The sequence below is a fragment of the Chryseobacterium sp. WX genome (assembly GCF_029542485.1).
Taxonomy (GTDB): Bacteria; Bacteroidota; Bacteroidia; order Flavobacteriales; family Weeksellaceae; genus Chryseobacterium; species Chryseobacterium cucumeris.
This window is the reverse complement of record NZ_CP120710.1, coordinates 121,419-141,856: the sequence shown is the minus strand read 5'-3', so window position 1 is coordinate 141,856 and position 20,438 is coordinate 121,419. Positions and strand designations below refer to the sequence as shown.

The following is a 20,438-nucleotide window of genomic DNA, read 5'->3' as shown; positions in this document are numbered from 1 at the left end:
TGCAAAACTTTTCCCCACAAATTTTAACAAAACTTAATAATAGACTAGGAATCAGGGGAATTATTTTTTCTAATTAAATAATCTTTGATTTAAACCATTTTATAATTACTAGCAAAAAAAATTATAATAACTGACAATGCTAATATAATTGATATTCCCCAATTACAAATCTGAAGAATATTTAATCTTTTCTCCTGTACTAATAACTCATTTTCTGTTTTTCTATAAGAATTATTGATTAGAGTAGATAAGTTTTCTAATTCTTTTTCACTTTCAAATTCTGTCGATTTAGAGTTTTTATAATTAATTTTATAATTATCTAAATTATCTGAAATTATATCTATTGCATTTTTTTGATTTTTTATGAAGATTGAAATTATATAAGAAAAAATGAAAGTAGAAAAAATAATTAGAAAATTCTTCAATAAAAGTGGCTTAGTATAATCTATTTGAGTTGCACCAAGAATAAATGCGGCAGGAATTGCAATTAATTTTGATTGAGAATCATTAATAATTGAACGAATATTTTTTGAGTACTCTAATACAGAATTATCTAATTCAAGTTGAATCTTATTAACTGAAAAATTTGACAAATAATACTCAAATGCCACATTACATTTATCATAAAATTCTTCAAAATATAATAGCAGCTCTTTGAATCTATCAATTTTTGATTTATTATTTAAAAAATCAATTAATTGATTTAGATATATGGTGTTTTTTTCCTTATAAGAATCGATATCTCGAATATATTGGCTTAATGGATGTATATTTTTAATATCTAAATATTCTTCATAAACAATATTTTCAATCGGAATTTCAATGACAGAATTTTCTTGCATTAAAAAAATTGTTTTACCATTGTCTTCTGAAGTAAATTTAGATTTATTTGTTAGTATATCAATTAATAGCACTGTAACTTTATATTTTTCAATCTGCTCGTTTCTAGCTCCTTCAGTACTTAAATAAGTAAACTCAAAAATATAAAATTCTTCTTTTGGCATTTGATAACGATTATGAAGTATAAAATCATTAAATGAAATATAAAATCCTATCCTCCTAATCTCAGCAATAACAAATTCTATAAATACATTTTTTTTTAAAAACCTATCAAAATCTTCAATATTTATAATTTTCCCATCATCTGTTTTTATCGTTTCTATACAATCATCATATAAATCTTTTATCAGTATAACATCCTTATCCTCAATTTCTAATTCATATACAAAATTATCTGAATTTATTTGTAATATTTTTCCATTTAAATTTAAAAATTCTTGTAAATTATTTTTCATAAACTATTAAGTTGGAAATTGAGACTTTAAATCTTCTGGAAGATTTGAAATTGTAATAGTTGTTCTATCTTTATTAATTTTTATAGATCCCCCAAGCAATTTTTTATTAAATTTCAGAGTTAAATCATTACTTTGATAGTCAATAAACTTTAAGCTTCGTAGTATTTTACTGTCATATTTTATTATTTCACTATTTCCAAAGTTTTCATGAGTTGCATATTCGGAGAAATCATAAGGATTATCTGCGTCAAATAGAAAAGATATATGTGAAAGTAAGATTTCTTTCCTAGACTTATTACAATCCTGACAATAATCCAATATTTTACTTTTTAAGTCTCTCGCTTCTTTTTCTGAGACACCCTTTTCCGCAACATAATGATTCACAGCATTCAAAAATCTAGTAGATGATTCAGTTGCGGTAGTTTTATCTTCACATCCAATAAAATTTTGAAAATAATCAGAAATCTGTTTTTTACCCCTGATAAATGTTAAGTATGTCTTGATTCCATTACTAGGATCTTTTGATTGTTCCCATCTAGAAATATTAATAATAGCAGCCAAATCCATCTTACTCAATTCTAAATTTTGAATTTCTTGAATTACTAAAGCTATTTCACTTAAATTATATCCTTGTTTATTATCTATCGAAAAAACTAGTAAATACCGTTCATTATTATCTGTAATTTCATAATCTGCAAATATTAAAAAACCACCCGTAGCTGGGGCTGATGTTTCTATTGTTCTTTTATAATATTCCATAGAGTCAATTGAAAATTTCATAAAATCAATCTCATCATTTTTATAGTCAATTAGTGCTTTTTGAAATCCATTATATGCAACGGCATCTTCGAATACACCATGTGAGGGAATTGATCTTCTACTAAATGATTCTCTAATATCTGCTATGAATCTTCTTTCAGGCAGCCCAATTTTTATTTCTTGATTTGCTAGCTTTAATGTTGATTTTCTGTCTCCTGCTATTTTATTAATCTTATGAATTACAATATTTGTTAAGTTAACATTATGACCTTTTTCTTTTATTTTTGACATTTTTGGTTATTATTTTTATATTTAATTAATATAAAATTAACAAATTATATTAGTCCACAATTATGGAAAACCATAAAAATGATTTATCTTATGTCGATGTGTTTTCAATAGCCAAGCAAATTATATTTTTCACTACATTTGTAAAAACACAGGTATCCTATGACAATGGAAAAACTAAGAACTTTAAGAAAGCAGAAAGGCTATACTCAGCAGCAGATTGCTGATCTTCTTGCCACCGATGTTTCCAACTACAGCAGAAAAGAAAATGGAGACGTAAGAATATTTGATGACGAATGGGAGAAACTGGCTAAAGCTTTGGAGGTTTCTGTAGAAGATATCAAAGAAGAGAAAACTTCTCAAATACAACACAATGACAAGCCTACTCTTAATGATAATTCCAGCATTAATTACAATCAATACTGCAATATTCCAGAGTATTTATTAGAAAACCAACAGGAATACATTAATCTTCTGAAAGAGCAGATTAAAGCTTTAAAAGAAGAAAATGAAAAACTGAAAAAGGGATAATCACCACCACATAAAGGACAAAAACGGCTTCCATTGGAAGTCGTTTTTATTTTATACCTGTAAAAGCTACCTATTCCCGATCAACAATGGAAATAAAACTGTTTTTTAAAAAATCAGACGGATATACAAACTGATCTCCATCTTCTCCCTTTACTACAATTGCGCCCTGTTCATCATTAAGGCATTTGTCCAGCTGGGTTTTCATGTCATTAAGGGCTCCATTGGGAACTTCAATGATGTAAGTTCCGGTAACGTGTGTAACTTTTATGATTTTTGTTTCCATTTTGTTTTTGATTATGGGCTAATTTAGGGATTTTACTTTACGCAAAACAAGATGATCATAATAACTTATCTATCACTTTTACTCAATTGTATAGTCGTAACCACCCCGTCAAAAATTCTTTGAATTTTTGACACCCCTCCAAAGGAGGGGAATGTGTACGTCTTCAGTTGTTATATAGATGGTCATGAGGATTTTGGAAATATTTCTGGAAAACAAAGCTATTTATCTAATTTCTTAGCGAATATTGGGTATGGAGAGATGTTGAATGTTGTAAGCACAAAGGCGCAAGTAATATTAAAAAAAGACTGTTATAAGGTGCAAAGATTTTATCTCCGATAAAATTGATAACGTATATTCTTTACTGAAAATCTCATATTGAGCGAAGTCGAAATGTTCTTACACCTTAAAATCATACATAAAGTGAAAAAAACCTTTGCGACATTGCGATTACCCGACAAAGCTCAGGTATATAGGAACAAAAAAGCGCACCCTTCGGGTACGCTTTGTATTGTATACACTGAATACTATCCGTGTAATTCAGCTAAATATTTTTCTGCATCCATTGCCGCCATACATCCGCTTCCCGCAGCTGTAATAGCCTGTCTGTAGATATGATCCTGAACATCTCCGGCAGCAAATACACCCGGAAGATTGGTTCTTGAAGACCCTTTTTCAGTCACGATATATCCGTTTTCATCAAGATCTACCTGACCTGCGAAGATATCCGTATTCGGCTTGTGACCGATGGCGATAAAGATCCCTTCAACATCCACTGTAGATTTCTCCTGAGTCTGGTTATTGATGATTACCGCTCTTTCTACAAGGCTGTTTTCTCCTTCAATCCCGATTAATTCATGGTGGAATTTCACTTCGATATTCGGCGTATTTTCCACTCTGTGAACCATTGCTTTTGAAGCTCTGAAAACATCTTTTCTTACCAACAGCGTTACTTTTTTACAAAGCTTTGCTAGGTATGTAGCCTCTTCAGCAGCTGTATCTCCCGCTCCTACTACTACTACATCTTTTCCTCTGTAGAAGAAACCATCACACGTAGCACAAGCTGATACACCGCCTCCTGCATATTTTTTCTCATCTTCAAGACCTAAATATTTTGCAGTAGCTCCTGTAGAGATAATAACTGTTCTGGCAAGGATCTCTTTGTTTCCTGCATATAATTTGTGAACACCGCCTGCTTCTTTGGAGAATTCAGCTTTGGTGATCATTTCGTAATGAACTTTGGTATCAAATCTTTCTGCCTGTTTTTGCAGATCCATCATCATTTCAGGACCTGTAATCCCGGCTGGATACCCTGGGAAGTTATCCACTTCAGTAGTGGTTGTTAATTGTCCGCCCGGCTCCAAACCTGTATACAATTCAGGTTTTAAGTCTGCTCTTGCTGCGTAGATAGCAGCTGTGAAACCAGAAGGCCCAGATCCAACGATCACACAATCTAAAATGTTTTGCTCCATAATTTGCTTTGTTCGAAAAGATTTAATTTGAATTAGACCGCTAATTTCGGAATTTTTAATTTCTTTTTAAAGTTATTTTAATGATACTTGTCAATATCTGATATGTTGAATTTCGATGGTAACTGTTAAGTGGTCCGGGATTCGGGGTTCGGGTTATTGCGTTACGGGGTTCAGGTGGGTAAGAAAATGTAAACTCTTCTCCAATACCCTCAAACCTCGAATCGCACATCTCACTATCCCGCAACTCGCTACCTCGTATCCCGCAACACATCACACCTTCATCTTAATCTTATCTACGTTGATGATCTTATACACAAGTTCTCTGATCAGTTCGGCTTCTCCCATATTTACCGCTCCCAGGCCTTTCCCTTTCATATCGAATTCACGAAGAATAGAAATCACTCTTGTGGCATGCTTCAGAGGGTAAAGTCTGGCACTTTCCGCATAGTCTTTGATAAAATAAGGGTTCACTCCCATCTGCGAAGCAATCGTTTGTGGAGACTGCCCTGCCATGGTTTGGTAAATAATAACGTTTGAAAAATAATTATAAAGACTTGCCAACATCATGACAAAAGGATTATTCTTCGGGTTTTTACCCATAAAATGGGCAATTTTAAAAGCTGCATTGGCATTTTTAGTTCCTAAAGCCTTCTGGAGCTCAAAAATATTATATTCTTTGCTGATCCCGATATGATTTTCAACGATGGTTCCGTCAAGGATTTCTCCTTCTTTAAGGATCATCTTCAGCTTGTTCAGCTCGTTGGCAATTCTGGACAGGTCATTTCCCAGATATTCTGCCAGCAGATGGGAAATATTGGGAGCTGTATTGATTTTAAGCTTTACACACTCATCTGAAATCCATTTCGGCAGATTGCTTTCCTTTACAGATTCGCTAAGGAAAAGCGCTTTGGCTTTATCCAATGCTTTGGCCGCTTTTTTTCTGCTGTCCAGCTTCTTGTGTTTATGGGCAAAAACCAATACCGTTGAAGGAACGGGATTTTCTACATAGGCTTCCAGAATTCTGTTTTCCTCTTCATTGAATCGTAAATCCTGAGCTTCTTTCACAATAATCACCTGCTTATCTCCCATCATTGGAAACTGTCTTGCCAGGGAAAGAACTTCCTGATAAGAGGTATCTTTTCCATAGGTAACGGTTTGATTGAAAGCTTTTTCATCTTCTTCCAAGAAGTTATGCTCAAGGGCTTTTACAGCAACATCAATGAAGTAAGCTTCTTCTCCGTGGAAAAAATAAATAGGTAAAACTTCTTTATTTTTAATATTTTTGAGGATTAAATCTAATTCTTTCATCTTATTAATGGAACTTCCAAAACTGAATTTTCAGGAAACTTTTGATTTTAAATTCAAGAAAGACAAAGATAAGTTTTTTATTTATGATTTGGTCCGCAAAACTTATCTTCTGCTCACTCCTGAGGAATGGGTCAGACAACATTGGGTACATTATTATCTTACTGTAAAATCCTACTCAACATCGGCTCTGATTACCGAAAAAAAGATTATCCTGAATGGTCTTACCAAAAGAATTGACCTTCTGGTTACTGAAAAAACCGAACCCATAATTCTGATTGAATGTAAAGCTCCGCAGATCAAATTAACGGAAAAAACTTTTGAACAGACTGCCCGGTACAATTCTATTATCGGTGCCAGGGAAATTATTTTAACAAACGGTTTGCAGCACATTAATGCCTATTATGAAAATGAGCAATACCAGTTTTACAAACCTGAGTAAGGCTTATAACATTAGATAATTTCTGAAAAGTATTAAATAATATTCTATTAATATTCTTTCTGAGTTATTTTTATTAATTTCGATAAGATTTCTTTTCAACACTAATCACAAATTTTTACACGAATTGCACAATTGTTATTGGTTGTATTTGTGAAAAGGATTAGTGTAATCTGTATTAAAATTAAATTACAAAATATGATACGTTCCATCTTATTAACTGCAATGATTATGGCTTCAGGAAATCTTTTCAGTCAGAAACTTAAATCTGTTTCCTACCAGGACGGTTCCCAGAAACTTAATGGTCTCATCACTTCCAATGCCGGAAAAAAACTTCCCGGAGTACTGATTCTTCCAGCCTGGAAAGGTATTGACGAAGAAGCTAAAACAGCTGCTATTGAACTCGAAAAGCAAGGTTATATTGCTTTTATCGCTGATATTTACGGTGAAGGAAAAATTCCTGCAGATAACGAATCTGCTGCAAAAAGCTCAGGGTATTACAAACAGAATTATCAGGAGTACCAGAAAAGAATTTCGCTGGCATTGGAGCAGTTGAAGAAAAACGGAGCCATTTCTGATAAGGTAGCGGTTATCGGCTATTGTTTCGGAGGCACAGGAGCACTGGAATCAGCAAGAGGTCATCTTCCTGTAGCGGGTGTTGTTTCCATCCACGGAAGTCTGGGCAGAGATCAGAGCAGAAAAAATGAGGCTTTAACAGCTAAAATTCTGGTTGAAAATCCGGCTGATGATAAAAGTGTAACTCCTGAGGATTATAATAACCTCATCAAAGAAATGAATGAAGGAAATGCCGACTGGCAGATCATCACATATGCCCATTCTAAACATACATTTACAGATCCGAAATCACCGGATTACAATGCAACAATGGCCAAAAGAGCATGGAATCATACGTTGCTTTTCCTGAAAGAAATTTTGAAATAAACATAAAAAAGGCAAATTCATAAACTGATGAATTTGCCTTTTTACTTTTATATTGTTAGCTTAATTACGGTTTAGCCTGAAGCTCAACATCATATTTCTTTGGAGAATATTTGGTTAGAGAACCTGTTGCTGCATCAATTCCTACTCCTATTGCACCTCCCAGAATAATATTCAGTAAAGTCACGGCATTAAAAGTTTTTGTCAGTTTTACTTCTTTCTTCTCGAATCCTTCTTTTTCAAATGTAACCATCTGCTTACCCAAACCTCTTGGAATTTTGGTTGTACAAGGTGTTGTACATTTTTCAATTCCCTTGTGAAATACTTTTGCTCCTTCAGGGCTTGAAGAAAAAGCGATTGAATCCTGAGTTCCTGTAAAAATGGTTGCACATGAAGTGGTAGAAAGCGCGATTGCCAGCATGAATACAATCGATAATTTGTTTTTCATAGATTTTAGTTCATTTTTTTAAGTCCGCGAACTTACAAAATAAATTGAAACTATCAGGCATGAAAAAGAAAAAACTATTGCGAAACCTTTTATTGAAGGGCATTCTTAATAAAAACACATTGAAAATCAACTTCAAAGAAATCAGCAATTCATGATTATTTTTTCATGATGGTGTAATTACACAAAAAAAGCAAATCCACTATTCTCAGATTTGCTTTTTTATATTTTTTAATTCTTTTCTTAGTCTACGCCTTCCTCTTCCCTATGCACCAATTCCATAGAAAATGCAGGAAGACAGATCGCAAGATATTCACATGGTTCTGAAAACGGATTACTATAACGGATTCTCGCTCCTTTTTCAATAAGAATACTCTGTCCTTTTTCCAACGTAACAATTTCTCCATCTATTTCAAATTGCTTTTTTCCTGAAATAATGTAGGTAAATTCATCAAACTCAGGAGTCTGGTGAGGCTCACTCCAATCCGGAGGTGCTACCATATGAGCAATGGAAACATTGGAATTCCCTGTTGAGTTTCCCCAATGTTCTTCAATCAGTTTTCCGTCTGTAGTAGGCACTACAAATGGGGACTGCTGTATTTTATATTTTTTCATACCCAGTTTTCTTTTTTAATTTCATATACGAAATTGGTTCTTGTAGGTTCTGCAAAATAAGCCACTTCTTCTTCAGCTATTTTTTGTCCTCCCAGTCTTTCCAAAGCGGTCTGTGAACGAAAATTCTCTTTTCCGATATGAAAATGAACTTTGTCTACAAACTGGAAAATATAATCCAGCATCAGCTTTTTAACCTTAGGATTAATGCCTTTTCCCCATGATTTTGTTCCGTAGAAAGTATATCCGATGAAAATATGATTGTTCTCTTCATCAAAATCATAATAACGGCTGCTTCCCAATACATCTCCGGTAGCTTTCTCCATAATTTTGAAAGCACCTTTACTCTCCATAGCTCCTGTGAAAAAGTTTTCAAAAACTTCTCTCTTATAACGGTCTTTGTTAGGATGCTGTTCCCAGACTTTAGGATCGGAAGCCACTTCATATAAAGATTCAAAATCCCCTTGCTGTAAGGGGATTAATTGAAATTCTTCATTCTCTAAAACAGGCTGAACAGAAAAATTCATTGCTTAGCCTTTTTTAGTAGAATCTGATTCTATTTTCTTGATTTCTTTCAACTTGTCGGAAATCTTGATAACAGTGTCTAATTTGGACGGTTTCAAAGGAACTTCTGCCTGAGCCATATCCCATTTGATAACCAGGTTTCCTGAGTTTTCATCTGTAGGATTTAAAGTGATTTCAAACCATTCCTGTTTGTCTGTCAGTTTGTTAACCGGTACCGTAACGTCTACTACATCCTGTTTTGGATCGTAAGTATAAGCTCCCCATTGCTGGAAATCTTTATTAAGGATAACTTTCCATTCTTTTTCTGTAGGAACGATGAACAATCCGTATGTTCCTGCAGGCACTGTTTTCCCACCGAAGTTAACGGCCTGTCCGAAAGTAATTTTTGTAGAAGAGTTCGCTCCCGCTCTCCAAACCTGGCCATAAGGAACCAGTTCTCCGAAAATTTTACGTCCCTTCACTCCCGGTCTTCCATAATCAATGGTAATTTTAGACATTGAAAACTGCTGCTCAACCTTCTGGCGCGGACTTGCTGCCGGCACAGAATAATCCTGAGCAAAACTGAATGCTGAAACTGAAATGCAAACTGCTGCTAGTAACTTTTTCACGTGTAAATTTTTGTTTAAAATTACAAAATTCAGAGCGAAATAGCTTTCATAAACTTCGTTAAAATTTGTTTTACCGATATTTTTCTATGACGGTATTTTTTAGCCAAATCTTTTTTAAAAGTAAATAATCAACTATTAAACAATTTATTTTTCTTAATCGTTTTCCCTTTTCTTAGTTGAATGGAATGAAAAACAGAAGGAACATCATTCGTCCAGGTTTTCAATATAAAAAGAATAGCAATAATCTCTGCCCTTGTAAGCAGGCCAACCCAAAAACAAAGGTTGAACAGAATGACAGACTGACATTGTAAAATAACCTGAATTAATGTTCCAAAAAGTAATAAAGTCCAGATCTTGGCACCAATAGAATGTGTTGCTACTTCCTTTCTGAATCTTAAAAAGCTTACCAGATAAATAAGGGCTTCAGATCCTGCAAGAATAATTATTTTGGAAGCGTTTGTTTTGAAAAATTCAGGGCATTGTATATATGCTGCAAGTCCTACCGAGATAAAGAAAATCTGATCAACAGTAGAATCCATACGCCTGAGTTTCTGAGTTGAAATCTGAAGATGCCTTGCTATAATTCCATCAAAAATATCAGTGAACAACCCTATAGATAAAAGAACGACAGTAATTGCCTGATAATTTTCTATTGTAATGAGACTTAAAGCAATGATGAGAAAGCCAATAATCAATCTGGAAAAGATTAAAATAACCGGAATTTTTGATTTCATAAAAGGTAGCAGAACTTGTGATAAATGCAGATATATAGGGATATTTTTAATATATCTAAAATAAGATAGCCTTTTCCAGCTCCAATAGTTTTTGTTTTCTCCAGATACCTCCGGCATACCCTACCAACTCGCCGTTGGAACCTATCACACGATGGCAGGGAATTAAAATGGCAATTTTATTGATACCGTTGGCTGTTCCTACGGCACGTATCGCCTTGGGGTTTCCCAGTATTTCTGACTGTTGTTTATAAGTCCTTATTTCTCCCATCGGGATTTCGCGAAGAAGCTGCCATACTTTTTCCTGAAACGCAGTTCCGGTAGTGAACAATGGAACTTCAAAATGACTTCTTTTTCCTTCAAAATATTCTTTCAGTTCCTCTTCCAGCTGTTTGAAATGAGGATGTTCTTTTTCTAAAATTTCTGTTTTCAAAATCTTTGACAAAGCCTTCAACTGTTTTTCAATATTTTTCCGGTCTGTAAATTCCAGCAGACAGATTCCCTGATCTATGGCACAGGCAATCATTTCTCCCAAAGGGGTTGATATATGTTTTTGATGTATCATTTCCATTCGTTTAAAATTAAGCTTTTTGGAAATCATAACTTGTTTTTAATCCGATAAAATTCTTTTTATCTGTTCAACATGCCTTGCATTATGATAAATAACAAAACGAAAGGTATCTCCCAACTTCAGCTTGATCAGCTTTGAAATACTAATACTTGTTTTTGTTTTTTCTAAGTCAATATATTGAGCCTCTTCCAGTAATTCAAGCATTTTTTTCTGTTGTTTTATGAATGTATCCACTACGCTTTTATCCAGATTACTGTGGATAGGATTCATGGCCTTAAGCGTTTTCATCGTATTCAGTTTCTCTTTGGGAAGCATACTTTTAGCAAAATAATTCCCAAGAATTCCGGGCTTAAAATAGAGTTGAGAAGGTTTTCCGGCAGAAGAAATAGTACGGCTTATTTCGGGAATATAAAAATCTCCGTAGCGGTTAAGATGCTCCAGACATTCCAATGTACTCCAGCTTTCTGTTGAAGTTCTGAAATTCAGATCATGTTCCGTCTTTAAAAACAACATTTCAGCGAATTGTAAATGTTCTGCAGTTCTATTTCTTAATTCATTCAGGAATTCTGAGGTTGAAATTTTCATTACGTTTTTTATGCAAATATGCTGATCAGAATGTTCTTAAATCTTGACTGAACTCAAGATTTTTTTAGTCTGGACAAAGTTTCCGGTGACATCCTCAGATAATTGGCAATATATTTATTGGGAACTTCCTGAAATAGTTTTGGACTTCGTTTTAAAACCCTCTCAAAGCGTTCTCCGGGAGCATTGATCAGCAGATCTTTTTCTCTTTCAAGCTGCTGTAATACGAGATCTTCAAGGACATTCATCCAGAATTTCATATGTTCTTCGTCCGATTGTACGAACGCATAGAAATCCTGTTTTGAAGCTATTCTTACCGTTGTTTTCTTAATCGCCTGAATATAAAGATCCGAAGGCTTTCCCGATAAAAAAGAATCCAGGCTGACAATAATATTTCCTGTGTATCCGAAACGAATGATCCTTTCTTCATCTTCATCCATCATAAAGATCCGGACACTTCCATTTTCTATAAAATAAATAGAGGTATCTGTACTGCCTGAAATCTTCAGGAACTCATTTCGTCTGAATGCTTTCTTTTCCCAATGGATTCCACTTTGAAGCAATTTTTCAACCATTTTATTTTATTATTTGCTTTTCCAAAGATAATAGGTAATTTTAAAGTTTTAAAACACTAATCACTGATAATGCTCAAAAGAACAGTACTTTTTATACTGCTTTCTGCCGGATCTTATGGTATGAAAGCGCAGGAAACCATCCCTTTCCGGATCACCAGACACAATAATATCATTGTTAAAACCCTTGTCAACAAAAAAGATTCGCTCAATCTCATGTTCCAGATTGCCATGAAAGATTATGCTATTTCTCCTGATGGTAAACAGAAAGCAGCACATATTATTTTCAACAAAGAAGAACTCAGCGATAATAATACTGTTGAGATCGGAAAGATCATCCAGGAAAATGTGCGTTTTTTTGACAATCAGCTGACAGGTCATGAAGCAGACGGAAAAATCGGGACCGGAATTTTTGAAGGGAAAACCTTTAAAATTGATTACGACAATAACCAATTTGTGATGTATAACAAAATGCCGGATCTGGAAGATTATCAACCCATAAACATCATTATGGATCATGAAGGCTTTTATCTTGCAGCAGACAATATTATGGACGACGGACCGCAGCAGGAAACCTATTTTGTTTTACAATCCGGGTTTTCCGGAGCTATTCTCTATAGCAATGAGTTTGCTGAAGAAAAACATCTGGAGAAAAAACTTAAGATAACAGGAGAAAAAACACTAAAGAATTCTGAAGGCAAAACGTTAACAACCAAACAAGCTGTCCTACCCTATTTTAAGTTGGGAAATAGTGTATTTAAAGATGTTTCTGTAGGATATTTCTCTGGGGAACTGAAAATACAGAATGTAAATTATCTCGGTGCTGATATGCTTCGCAGATTCATCTGGATCTTTGATGCAGAAAGGAAAATGGCTTACATTAAACCCAGCAAATATTTTTCAGAACCTTATTACAAAATGAATTAGAATATGATAAACACTTTAATGCTAAAAAAGATTATAAAACCCCAAACCGTCGCTGCGCTTTTATTTTTGCCATTGGCTATTGTAAGCTGTAAGAAAGAAGAGAAAAAAACTGTTACCACAGAAATACATCCGACGAATGATTCTGTAAAAACAGCAAAAACTGAGGAGAAAATAGATTATACTGATTTTAATATTTTCAGTCTGTCCGTTATTTCATCCGCAGAAAAAGATTCTGATATGGATATTTTCATTTCTGTTTCAGATATTTATAAGGGGGAACAACCGATTCCTGCAGCTATTATGAAAAATCAGAAGCAGATGACTTATGAGGAACGTCAGCATTTTGAACTGGATGCACCCAGCAGAAAAAAATTGCTGGATGGGATTCACCTTACTGAAAATGATTCTCTCTACATCTATGAGTATGGCTCCAACCAGCTTCAAAGAATGCCAGTCAGCCAATTAAAAGCCGTGGCCTACTTAAGTCCTTATTCCGATGATCAGGATTTAGACCCGGATTCTTATATGATGGGTTTCCAGGTGGCAACTCATCAAAAAACAACTGAATACGATCGTTATACTAATGCCATCGCCTATTTTGGAAATCAAAATCCGTTTGTAGACAATAAAATGAAAGCTGTGAAATGGCAAAAAGCCGGCGCTGATGTTTCAAAAAAATACTTTTCTCACTCAAAACTGGCTTTGGGAAAAACTTATCAGTCCCAATATGAAAATCTGACCTATTATCTGCAGGATTATCTTGAAGAAGGAAATATTGCAGAGCGTAAACTGGCAGTCATCAATGATCGTAAGGAAAAAATTGTTGAGAAAACATTTAGCCTTGCTGAAAGTGATGGCGGAGAATTCCTCCCTTTGTATGGAATAGATGCTGATGAAGCTAATATTTTCCAATATACAGGCCATCTTTTCAAAGGAAAACCTCCGGTTATTTTTGGGTTCATTGCCCAGTCTTTTGGCTGTCCTTCCATTAATTTTTTAGATCAAAAGGAGAAGGATTTCCCGATTAATTGTGATAACAGGCATTAATTCCCGGAAAGAATTTATTCCGATTTCTAGCGGAATGTCGAATTCTCTGGATACATAAAAGGTATCGTTAGAATTAAGATATAAAAAACCAAATCTGTTGATAAACGGATTTGGTTTTTATTTTCAGTTCATTATTTCTTAGGATAATAGTTGTCTTTCAGATTCATAAAATAGGTTTCGGATTCTTTAAAACCATTACTTTTCATAAATTTGATTACCACATTCAGATAGGCTTCTGAAGGAATAAAATTTATTCCCATTTTTTCAGAAAACTTTTGATACTCTTCTTCAAGCAGTTTGGGATTTTTGGCCAACTGTTTTATATCAGTTCTATACCCTTTGAATATAAATTTCAAAGCTTCATAATTTCCGGGATAAGAAACGGTCCCATGGGTTTCGCCTTCAAAAAAGTGATGTTTATAGTTCAAAGATCCGTTTTTTTCTATCATTCCTTTAAATTCTTCAATCGCCTGGGTCATATCAGAATTCCAGTTTTTCTGCTGCTCTTCATTATCTGCCTGGGAAACATACAAAGATTTTTTTGCAGGAAAGTTCTTATTCTTTTCCAGATACTCTTTCGTTCTTTTGATGGTTACTTTATTGTCCCACCATAAACTAGGATCATTAGCAACATAAGCATTAAAATAATCCGGATGTGAAAGAAAGGTATTAATGGCAAATAATCCGCCGAAAGAATGGCCTACCAACACACAATAACCCTGAGTTCTGTAGTTTTTATTAATAAAAGGCTTCAATTCCTCCTGCATGAATTTCAGAAAGTTTTCACTTCCTCCGCTGTCGGCAAAAAGCGTAAGAGCAGGGTTTACCGGACTCTTCTTTTCAGACTTTGTCGGAGTAAGATCTCTTGTTCTTTCTGTATTTTTAATTCCGACAACAATACATTCCGGAATGTCGGCATAGGGTGTTCTGGCAATGAAATCTGTTAATCCTGTATAATAATCAAAATTAATTTCTCCGTCTAAAAGATAGATAACAGGATATTTTGCAGGATTGATGGTACTGTCGTTATACGTTTTGGGCAGATGAACCCAGATTTCTCTGTTTTCATTTAGAACTTTTGAAAATACATTTTGCTTCTCCCCTATCGTTAGTTTTTCCTGGGATTTTCCAAATGTAAACAGTAAAAATACAGGAAGGTATATAATTTTAAACCAATTGTTCATGGTGTGAATCTTTTCTGTGTTGATGAATATTTTTAATTTCTTTATTCTTTTTGGGTGATTTGTTTCTGCGTCCCCACCAGATCAGAAATCCGGTAATCGGGAGACTGGTACAGATCATTCCGATAATGAATGTGAATATTTTACCGAACATTCCGCCCCAATAGCCTACGTGAAGATCGAAGTTCATGTGCTCTATTACTTCATGCATCTGAACTTCTTTAGGATAATCAATCTCCTTTCCTGTGTATTTATTGGTTTCCATACTTTTCCCGTTGATAAGGCTTTTCAACCCGATAAACTGAGCGACTCCCACATGATACACCGTTGCAGAATCATTTCTCGGAATACTCATTCTGAACTGTTTTGCATCAGGAAACTCTTTAAACTTTCTGTCTATAACATCAGTATAAGTCAAAGCTTTCTTTTCCGGATCAAACTTAGGTTCATATTTTTCTGCAATAGTATGGGCATCTACAGCTCCTCCGAAAGCCTGTTGGGTTAGATTGGTTAAAACCTCATAGGCCATAATCAATCCTGTAATGGTAATAAACACAGCCGGAAGCAATGAATAAAACCCAAAGACATTATGGAAATCGTAGTTTTTCCTGCGCCATTTCGTTCCGGATTTAATTTTAAAAGCTGTTGTTCTTGTGGTTTTGTTCCATTTTTTAGGCCACCAGAGAATCAGTCCACCGATAAGCTGAACAAAAAAGATGATGGAAGCAACGCCAACCACCGTTTTCCCAAACTTTCCTGCCAATAGCTGCGCATGAATATGGGCTACAATATAGAAAAACTCATAGCTTTTGGTAGAACCGATTACTTTTCCGGTGTAAGGGTTAAGATAATGATAGGCAAATACACCTCGTGGACCACGGCCTTTTTTCTTTGGTTTGTCTGCCTTGTCCGCACTTTTATCTTTAGGAGGCTTCGTTGCTGAAGCTACTCTGAAACTTCTGTCAGCATCTTTGTAGGTATCAAAATAGAACGCTTTTCTGTCCGGAACCTGCTGGTGAAAGTGGGTAAGCAACTCTTCAGGGGTCATTTTTTCTGCATTAGCCGGAGCCTGGACATATTTTGCGCTTCCGCCGCACAGATCAATGATTTCGTCACAGAAGACAAATACAGTTCCCGAAAGAGTAACAGTAAGCACAATGATTCCGGAAACCAGACCGAGCCATAGATGCAGCCAGCCGGTGATCCTTTTGGTAAGGGATTTACCCTGCTTTTTTTTAGGATTCGTTTTATTATTTTTCATATCTGTTTTCATCTAATCAACAATGTAAGTGTAGAAAATGCAAAGGCGCAATTGTATTTATAATGGCGTGTTTGTAAAGTGAAAAGAGTTATTTCTGCTGCCGTTTACTTTAGCATATTTCAAGGCTTCAGAAATAGATATATTATAAATCAAAGCTTTGCACCTTTGCGGTTTTCCTCCTTATATTTTCGTTGAGATTATTTTTGTTTTTTTAGATTTAAAATTTGAATGCAAAATTGGCAAGAATTTCTCTTGGCTTCTGTGGCTGTCCGTAGAAGTTCCAGTATTTTTCATTCAGCGCATTATTCATTTTCAGACCGATTCTGTATTTTTTCCTGTCATAAAAAACTGTAGCACCTACCGTAGTATAAGAAGGAGCAAGAAAATGATTGGTGATGTTGATATAGGTCTGGTCTACAAAATTAAATCCGGCTCCGAAACCAAGTCCTTCATATGCACCATCCATAATTTTGTAGCTTGTCCATAGATTGGCAACATGTTTTGGAGTCCAGGCAATTCTTTTTCCGCTGTCTTTGCTCCGGTCATCATATTTGTTATCGTTATAACCATATCCGGCAACGATATTCCATCCTTTGAAAGGGTTGGCAATGATGCCTATTTCCAGTCCCTGACTTTTGATATTCCCATCCTGAATACTTCCTATTCCGCCTGGATCTGCAACCAGTCTGTTTTTAACATTAATATTATAGTAACTCACGGTCGTCAGTAGTTTTTTATGGAACAGATCCACTTTAAAACCTGTTTCAATCTGATTTCCCTGTTCAGGATCCCACTTTGTCAGGATACCCACTTCATTCAGTGATGGAGCATAGTTTTTAAATCCATTCACATAATTGGCAAAGAATGAAATCTGATCTTTTACAATTTCATACACCAATCCGAACTTTGGTGAAAACTGGGTCTGGCTGTAACCGGAAACTTTATTTTCAGGATATCCGTTTTTGGTAGAGATCTCTACACCATTTACCACCATATCATCATTTTTATAGCTGTCTACTCTCAAACTGGCCATTACCAGCAAATTATCTGTGATATTTAAAACATTCGAAATATAACCGCTGATGGTTCTGAATCTTGTAATATCCGATTCTGTGGATTTTCTTTCCTTATTCATGAATTTGTTTCTTGAGATAGGATCCCATGCGGAAGAGCTATCAAGATTCACTTTATCATAAGGCATGAAAACATTACTGTATCCGTTGGCCTCATAGTAAGGGAACTGATATTTTGTTGTTTGCTGGAAGTAATCTATTCCTACTACCAGACGGTTTCTTAACCCTGCTATTTTAAAATCTCCTGTAAAATTCTGCTGGATATTGTCTGTGGTCACTTTAAAGCTGTCAAAAGGACGGATCATTCTTTCTACCTGATTATTATTCAGATATCTGAGTACTAAAAAGATAGATTCGTTTTCATTGGCTTCTCCTCTTTGGTAAGATGTCCTTGACGTCCACTGGTCATTGAATTTATGGGTAACCTCAGCCATCGTTACAAAGTTGGTTCTTTTCGAGCCGATATCATTACTAGTAAACGCTCTTTTGTAGGCTACTTCCAGGTCTTTCATGGAGTGTAAGGTCAGCTTTTCTGAGTTTCTTACATAAGCATTCAATGTTTTATCCGGAGCATGGAACTCGGTATCAAGTGTCACTGTGGTTTTGTCGCTTACTTTGTACAAAACACTTCCGGAGAAAAATAATCCTTTGTTGTAGCCTGCATCCTGGAAAGAATCCTGAGAATAGGCTGCGACATTGAATCTTGCCAATGCAGTTTTTTCTTTATTTAAAGGGGTATTTACATCGGCTGTAATCCTGTTCATTCCCCAGCTTCCGGTGGTATAATTGATAATTCCCCCGAAGTTTTCCTGTGGTTTTTTCGTAACGATATTCACCACACCGCCATAATTGGCTAATGTTCCACCGAATAAGGTTCCGGATGGACCTTTTATTACTTCTACTCTCTCGATATTAGCGATCTCAGATTGTACTCTTGGATTTTGAGTCAGTCCGTTTCTGAAACTGGCATTGGAACTGAAACCTCTCATAAAAATATCATTTCCACTGTCGTTTACACTATTGCTTACGACCACTCCTGGAGCAGAAGCCATCGCTGTGTTGAAATCCATGGCTCCCATTTCACTGATGATTTCTTTGGGAACAAGATTATAAACAGTAGGGTTTTCAAGATTTTCCAGAGGAAGCCTTGCGATAGATTCAGATTTTTTTGTTCTGTAATTGTGAGTTCCCTGGAGCGATACGGATTGAATTTCAGCCACTTTAATGGTATCTGTTTCCTGGGCACTCAGCATCGTTACGGCTAATAGAGCTACAGAAATAATAGTTTTTTTCATGTTTATAATTAAGTTAGTTCTGCAAAATTATTTTATTTTTATTAATTCTAAATAAAAACATGATACAAATCATAAAACTTCTACCATAGAATAGCCTATAAATAAAGGGTTTTCGAAAATTCCGAAAACCCTTTATTCAATCAATAGATAAGTTTTTTTATTTATTTTTCCAATTTTTAATCATTTTCATATAGCGATCAATATTAATTTTTTCCTCCCGTAAAACATTATCTTCCATTTCTTTTGCGTTTGTATTATCCGCATACACAATTGTTTTACCCAATACGGGATATATAATGAATAATGAGTCAAAAGTTTTACCACAGCTTTCATTATAATAATTTTTCTCAATAACAATCTTCTTTATTTTTTCATTTTCAGAAAAAAAATATCTTTGGATATAATCTCCACATTCTGGATGATTATTAAACTCAAGACCTTTTAATTTTCCATCTTTAAGATAGGCACAAGCAGGATGTAAAATATCACCATTGGATAAAACCTGATCAGCATCAAAAACAAATTTTTCAAATTCTTTTTTGTAATTTTTGCTAGGATTACATTGAAATAGTAATAGCAGTCCAAAAACACTCAGGACACAATTCTTTTTTACCATAAGGCTAATAAAAATAAAGGTAACTATATTGCTAAAGTTTTACTTTACCTGTCTTATATAACAGCAGCGGCCATCATCGACATATAGTAATTGGCGCAATGCAGTGCATTAATTAAAACGATTTCTTTTTCCGGAAGGGTTTCATAGGCATCAGAGGTGGTGATCTGGTATTCGTAATTCATAGAAGTCCATTTCAGATGGGGTTTTATGATCATCAGCTCGACGCCGTCCTGATCTGTAAGGACAAATGATTCTTTAAAAATACCTCTGTGTTTAAAAAGATAGCCATTTTTAATCCCATCAAAATAGGTCTGCACCACAATTTCCCCGTTCCAGTTCATTCTGAATTTCAGAAGCACTCTTTCGTGATCTTTCAGTTCAATTGTAGTTCCCCAAAAACCCTTTGGCTCCACCTGATAGGTCTGCCCATGAGCAATTTCAATAACAGCATTAAATTTAAACCAGCTTGTATAGATAAGTTTTCCAATTAATCTTTCTTCTCTTGTAACTTCAAAAGATAAAGAATTGCTTGATTTTGCGTAATATTCTGCCATGGTTATATTTTGATTTGGTGGAATTGTATTAGTTTTTAAATAATAATAACAGCTTGAATTTTAACGCTCTAATTTATAAATAATTCGGTAAACATAAATGCATTTTTAAGCGGGTGTGATAAAAATGATTGAGAAAGAGTTGAGAATTATATTTTTTCAATCAAGTTTTTCATAATAATGGTTTGAATCTGCATTTAGACTAATTTTAGGCTTTTCAAAAATCCCATTTAAAAAATAGGTTTTGTAAGCAGTTGGCTGACCAAAATCTGTATAATGAAGTTCTATTTCAGGATTTAATCCATTATATAATTTATATGTACCCCTTCCATAAAATTTACTTCTAAATGTATTGTCTTCATATAAAACTAAAGTATCTGCAGTGTGAGGAGCTTCCACACAGCAAATTGGCTTATCAAAATTCATGTTAATATATTTTCCATAGATATCCTGCTTTTTTAATGGAAAATTGATATTGAGAATACATATAACTCCTAATACAAAAGTGAGTGTAAGAAGTGTTTTTTTCATAG

The 20,438-nt window shown here is 34.6% G+C and carries 24 protein-coding genes; 5 read left to right on the top strand and 19 right to left on the bottom strand.

Translation table 11 applies throughout. The features are described 5' to 3' along the window. Positions 1–89: 89 nt before the first annotated feature. The gene (locus PZ898_RS00620) at positions 90–1,295 is read right to left on the bottom strand and encodes a hypothetical protein (protein ID WP_277694518.1); all 1,206 of its coding nucleotides are present in this window, start codon (positions 1,293–1,295) and stop codon (positions 90–92) included. A 6-nt stretch (positions 1,296–1,301) separates the two neighbouring features. Next, positions 1,302–2,345, bottom strand: coding sequence for a nucleoid-associated protein (locus PZ898_RS00615; protein ID WP_277694517.1), 1,044 nt, complete (start codon positions 2,343–2,345; stop codon positions 1,302–1,304). Positions 2,346–2,510: 165 nt separating this feature from the next. On the opposite strand from PZ898_RS00615, the gene PZ898_RS00610 reads away from it, so the two are divergent. After that, positions 2,511–2,873, top strand: a complete 363-nt coding sequence (locus PZ898_RS00610) for a helix-turn-helix transcriptional regulator (RefSeq protein WP_317047526.1) — start codon at positions 2,511–2,513, stop codon at positions 2,871–2,873. Positions 2,874–2,943: 70 nt separating this feature from the next. Here PZ898_RS00610 and PZ898_RS00605 read toward each other — a convergent pair whose 3' ends face one another. From PZ898_RS00605 to holA, 3 genes are all read right to left on the bottom strand, one after another. Continuing rightward, on the bottom strand, positions 2,944–3,156 hold the full coding sequence (locus tag PZ898_RS00605; RefSeq protein WP_062670628.1) for a hypothetical protein: 213 nt from the start codon (positions 3,154–3,156) through the stop codon (positions 2,944–2,946). A 524-nt stretch (positions 3,157–3,680) separates the two neighbouring features. Beyond that, positions 3,681–4,625: a thioredoxin-disulfide reductase gene (gene trxB / locus PZ898_RS00600; protein WP_277694516.1), complete on the bottom strand. Its 945-nt coding sequence runs from the start codon at positions 4,623–4,625 to the stop codon at positions 3,681–3,683. Positions 4,626–4,895: 270 nt separating this feature from the next. Beyond that, positions 4,896–5,933 carry a DNA polymerase III subunit delta gene (gene holA / locus PZ898_RS00595; RefSeq protein ID WP_227941670.1) on the bottom strand — a complete coding sequence of 346 codons (1,038 nt, stop codon included), beginning with the start codon at positions 5,931–5,933 and terminating at the stop codon, positions 4,896–4,898. Between the two features lie 7 nt (positions 5,934–5,940). On the opposite strand from holA, the gene PZ898_RS00590 reads away from it, so the two are divergent. Beyond that, complete coding sequence (locus PZ898_RS00590) at positions 5,941–6,372, top strand: type I restriction enzyme HsdR N-terminal domain-containing protein (protein ID WP_062670636.1); 432 nt, start codon at positions 5,941–5,943, stop codon at positions 6,370–6,372. Positions 6,373–6,567: 195 nt separating this feature from the next. Continuing rightward, positions 6,568–7,311, top strand: coding sequence for a dienelactone hydrolase family protein (locus tag PZ898_RS00585; protein WP_062670639.1), 744 nt, complete (start codon positions 6,568–6,570; stop codon positions 7,309–7,311). 64 nt (positions 7,312–7,375) lie between these two features. On the opposite strand, the gene PZ898_RS00580 is transcribed toward PZ898_RS00585, so the two are convergent. From PZ898_RS00580 to PZ898_RS00545, 8 genes are all read right to left on the bottom strand, one after another. Then, entirely contained in the window at positions 7,376–7,756 is a 381-nt protein-coding gene (locus PZ898_RS00580; protein ID WP_062670641.1) for a PEGA domain-containing protein, read from the bottom strand. Between the two features lie 240 nt (positions 7,757–7,996). Then, on the bottom strand, positions 7,997–8,368 hold the full coding sequence (locus PZ898_RS00575; protein WP_062670643.1) for a cupin domain-containing protein: 372 nt from the start codon (positions 8,366–8,368) through the stop codon (positions 7,997–7,999). Next, a complete protein-coding gene (locus PZ898_RS00570) occupies positions 8,365–8,892 on the bottom strand; it encodes a GNAT family N-acetyltransferase (RefSeq protein ID WP_277694515.1) in 528 nt (175 codons plus the stop codon). Before PZ898_RS00570 ends, PZ898_RS00575 begins: the two co-directional genes overlap by 4 nt. 3 nt (positions 8,893–8,895) lie before the next feature. Beyond that, positions 8,896–9,498 (bottom strand): DUF2911 domain-containing protein, encoded by a 603-nt coding sequence (locus PZ898_RS00565; RefSeq protein WP_062670647.1) that lies wholly within the window; start codon positions 9,496–9,498, stop codon positions 8,896–8,898. A 128-nt stretch (positions 9,499–9,626) separates the two neighbouring features. Next, positions 9,627–10,232, bottom strand: a complete 606-nt coding sequence (locus PZ898_RS00560; RefSeq protein ID WP_277694514.1) for a CDP-alcohol phosphatidyltransferase family protein — start codon at positions 10,230–10,232, stop codon at positions 9,627–9,629. A gap of 55 nt (positions 10,233–10,287) precedes the next feature. Continuing rightward, the gene (locus PZ898_RS00555) at positions 10,288–10,794 is read right to left on the bottom strand and encodes a methylated-DNA--[protein]-cysteine S-methyltransferase (protein ID WP_277694513.1); all 507 of its coding nucleotides are present in this window, start codon (positions 10,792–10,794) and stop codon (positions 10,288–10,290) included. 45 nt (positions 10,795–10,839) lie between these two features. Then, entirely contained in the window at positions 10,840–11,385 is a 546-nt protein-coding gene (locus PZ898_RS00550; protein ID WP_277694512.1) for a DinB family protein, read from the bottom strand. A gap of 53 nt (positions 11,386–11,438) precedes the next feature. Continuing rightward, a complete protein-coding gene (locus PZ898_RS00545; protein ID WP_277694511.1) occupies positions 11,439–11,957 on the bottom strand; it encodes a Crp/Fnr family transcriptional regulator in 519 nt (172 codons plus the stop codon). A 69-nt stretch (positions 11,958–12,026) separates the two neighbouring features. Between PZ898_RS00545 and PZ898_RS00540 the strand changes: the two genes are divergently transcribed. Together PZ898_RS00540 and PZ898_RS00535 are read left to right on the top strand one after the other, a co-directional pair. After that, the gene (locus tag PZ898_RS00540) at positions 12,027–12,881 is read left to right on the top strand and encodes a hypothetical protein (RefSeq protein WP_277694510.1); all 855 of its coding nucleotides are present in this window, start codon (positions 12,027–12,029) and stop codon (positions 12,879–12,881) included. Positions 12,882–12,884: 3 nt separating this feature from the next. After that, entirely contained in the window at positions 12,885–13,928 is a 1,044-nt protein-coding gene (locus PZ898_RS00535) for a hypothetical protein (protein ID WP_277694509.1), read from the top strand. Positions 13,929–14,059: 131 nt separating this feature from the next. Here the strand turns inward: PZ898_RS00535 and PZ898_RS00530 are convergent, their stop codons facing one another. The 6 genes from PZ898_RS00530 to PZ898_RS00505 form a co-directional block, all read right to left on the bottom strand. Next, a complete protein-coding gene (locus tag PZ898_RS00530) occupies positions 14,060–15,112 on the bottom strand; it encodes an alpha/beta hydrolase-fold protein (RefSeq protein WP_277694508.1) in 1,053 nt (350 codons plus the stop codon). Then, positions 15,096–16,370, bottom strand: a complete 1,275-nt coding sequence (locus PZ898_RS00525) for a PepSY-associated TM helix domain-containing protein (RefSeq protein ID WP_277694507.1) — start codon at positions 16,368–16,370, stop codon at positions 15,096–15,098. The genes PZ898_RS00530 and PZ898_RS00525 overlap by 17 nt, the downstream gene beginning before the upstream one ends. A 217-nt stretch (positions 16,371–16,587) precedes the next feature. Then, positions 16,588–18,738, bottom strand: coding sequence for a TonB-dependent receptor (locus tag PZ898_RS00520; protein ID WP_277694506.1), 2,151 nt, complete (start codon positions 18,736–18,738; stop codon positions 16,588–16,590). Between the two features lie 157 nt (positions 18,739–18,895). Further along, the gene (locus PZ898_RS00515) at positions 18,896–19,354 is read right to left on the bottom strand and encodes a hypothetical protein (RefSeq protein WP_277694505.1); all 459 of its coding nucleotides are present in this window, start codon (positions 19,352–19,354) and stop codon (positions 18,896–18,898) included. Between the two features lie 53 nt (positions 19,355–19,407). Next, positions 19,408–19,908, bottom strand: a complete 501-nt coding sequence (locus PZ898_RS00510) for a hypothetical protein (RefSeq protein WP_062670665.1) — start codon at positions 19,906–19,908, stop codon at positions 19,408–19,410. Positions 19,909–20,064: 156 nt separating this feature from the next. Further along, positions 20,065–20,436 (bottom strand): hypothetical protein, encoded by a 372-nt coding sequence (locus PZ898_RS00505; protein ID WP_277694504.1) that lies wholly within the window; start codon positions 20,434–20,436, stop codon positions 20,065–20,067. Between the last annotated feature and the right edge of the window lie 2 nt (positions 20,437–20,438).

Bases quoted from the DNA above. Each gene is read 5' to 3' on its own strand.
- PZ898_RS00575 (WP_062670643.1), bottom strand. From the start codon at position 8,368: ATGAAAAAATATAAAATACAGCAGTCCCCATTTGTAGTGCCTACTACA.
- PZ898_RS00615 (WP_277694517.1), bottom strand. From the start codon at position 2,345: ATGTCAAAAATAAAAGAAAAAGGTCATAATGTTAACTTAACAAATATT.
- trxB (WP_277694516.1), bottom strand. From the start codon at position 4,625: ATGGAGCAAAACATTTTAGATTGTGTGATCGTTGGATCTGGGCCTTCT.
- PZ898_RS00570 (WP_277694515.1), bottom strand. From the start codon at position 8,892: ATGAATTTTTCTGTTCAGCCTGTTTTAGAGAATGAAGAATTTCAATTA.
- PZ898_RS00530 (WP_277694508.1), bottom strand. From the start codon at position 15,112: ATGAACAATTGGTTTAAAATTATATACCTTCCTGTATTTTTACTGTTT.
- PZ898_RS00545 (WP_277694511.1), bottom strand. From the start codon at position 11,957: ATGGTTGAAAAATTGCTTCAAAGTGGAATCCATTGGGAAAAGAAAGCA.
- holA (WP_227941670.1), bottom strand. From the start codon at position 5,933: ATGAAAGAATTAGATTTAATCCTCAAAAATATTAAAAATAAAGAAGTT.
- PZ898_RS00515 (WP_277694505.1), bottom strand. From the start codon at position 19,354: ATGGTAAAAAAGAATTGTGTCCTGAGTGTTTTTGGACTGCTATTACTA.
- PZ898_RS00550 (WP_277694512.1), bottom strand. From the start codon at position 11,385: ATGAAAATTTCAACCTCAGAATTCCTGAATGAATTAAGAAATAGAACT.
- PZ898_RS00605 (WP_062670628.1), bottom strand. From the start codon at position 3,156: ATGGAAACAAAAATCATAAAAGTTACACACGTTACCGGAACTTACATC.
- PZ898_RS00590 (WP_062670636.1), top strand. From the start codon at position 5,941: ATGGAACTTCCAAAACTGAATTTTCAGGAAACTTTTGATTTTAAATTC.
- PZ898_RS00610 (WP_317047526.1), top strand. From the start codon at position 2,511: ATGGAAAAACTAAGAACTTTAAGAAAGCAGAAAGGCTATACTCAGCAG.
- PZ898_RS00580 (WP_062670641.1), bottom strand. From the start codon at position 7,756: ATGAAAAACAAATTATCGATTGTATTCATGCTGGCAATCGCGCTTTCT.
- PZ898_RS00525 (WP_277694507.1), bottom strand. From the start codon at position 16,370: ATGAAAAATAATAAAACGAATCCTAAAAAAAAGCAGGGTAAATCCCTT.
- PZ898_RS00560 (WP_277694514.1), bottom strand. From the start codon at position 10,232: ATGAAATCAAAAATTCCGGTTATTTTAATCTTTTCCAGATTGATTATT.
- PZ898_RS00555 (WP_277694513.1), bottom strand. From the start codon at position 10,794: ATGATACATCAAAAACATATATCAACCCCTTTGGGAGAAATGATTGCC.
- PZ898_RS00540 (WP_277694510.1), top strand. From the start codon at position 12,027: ATGCTCAAAAGAACAGTACTTTTTATACTGCTTTCTGCCGGATCTTAT.
- PZ898_RS00505 (WP_277694504.1), bottom strand. From the start codon at position 20,436: ATGAAAAAAACACTTCTTACACTCACTTTTGTATTAGGAGTTATATGT.
- PZ898_RS00585 (WP_062670639.1), top strand. From the start codon at position 6,568: ATGATACGTTCCATCTTATTAACTGCAATGATTATGGCTTCAGGAAAT.
- PZ898_RS00520 (WP_277694506.1), bottom strand. From the start codon at position 18,738: ATGAAAAAAACTATTATTTCTGTAGCTCTATTAGCCGTAACGATGCTG.
- PZ898_RS00510 (WP_062670665.1), bottom strand. From the start codon at position 19,908: ATGGCAGAATATTACGCAAAATCAAGCAATTCTTTATCTTTTGAAGTT.
- PZ898_RS00535 (WP_277694509.1), top strand. From the start codon at position 12,885: ATGATAAACACTTTAATGCTAAAAAAGATTATAAAACCCCAAACCGTC.
- PZ898_RS00620 (WP_277694518.1), bottom strand. From the start codon at position 1,295: ATGAAAAATAATTTACAAGAATTTTTAAATTTAAATGGAAAAATATTA.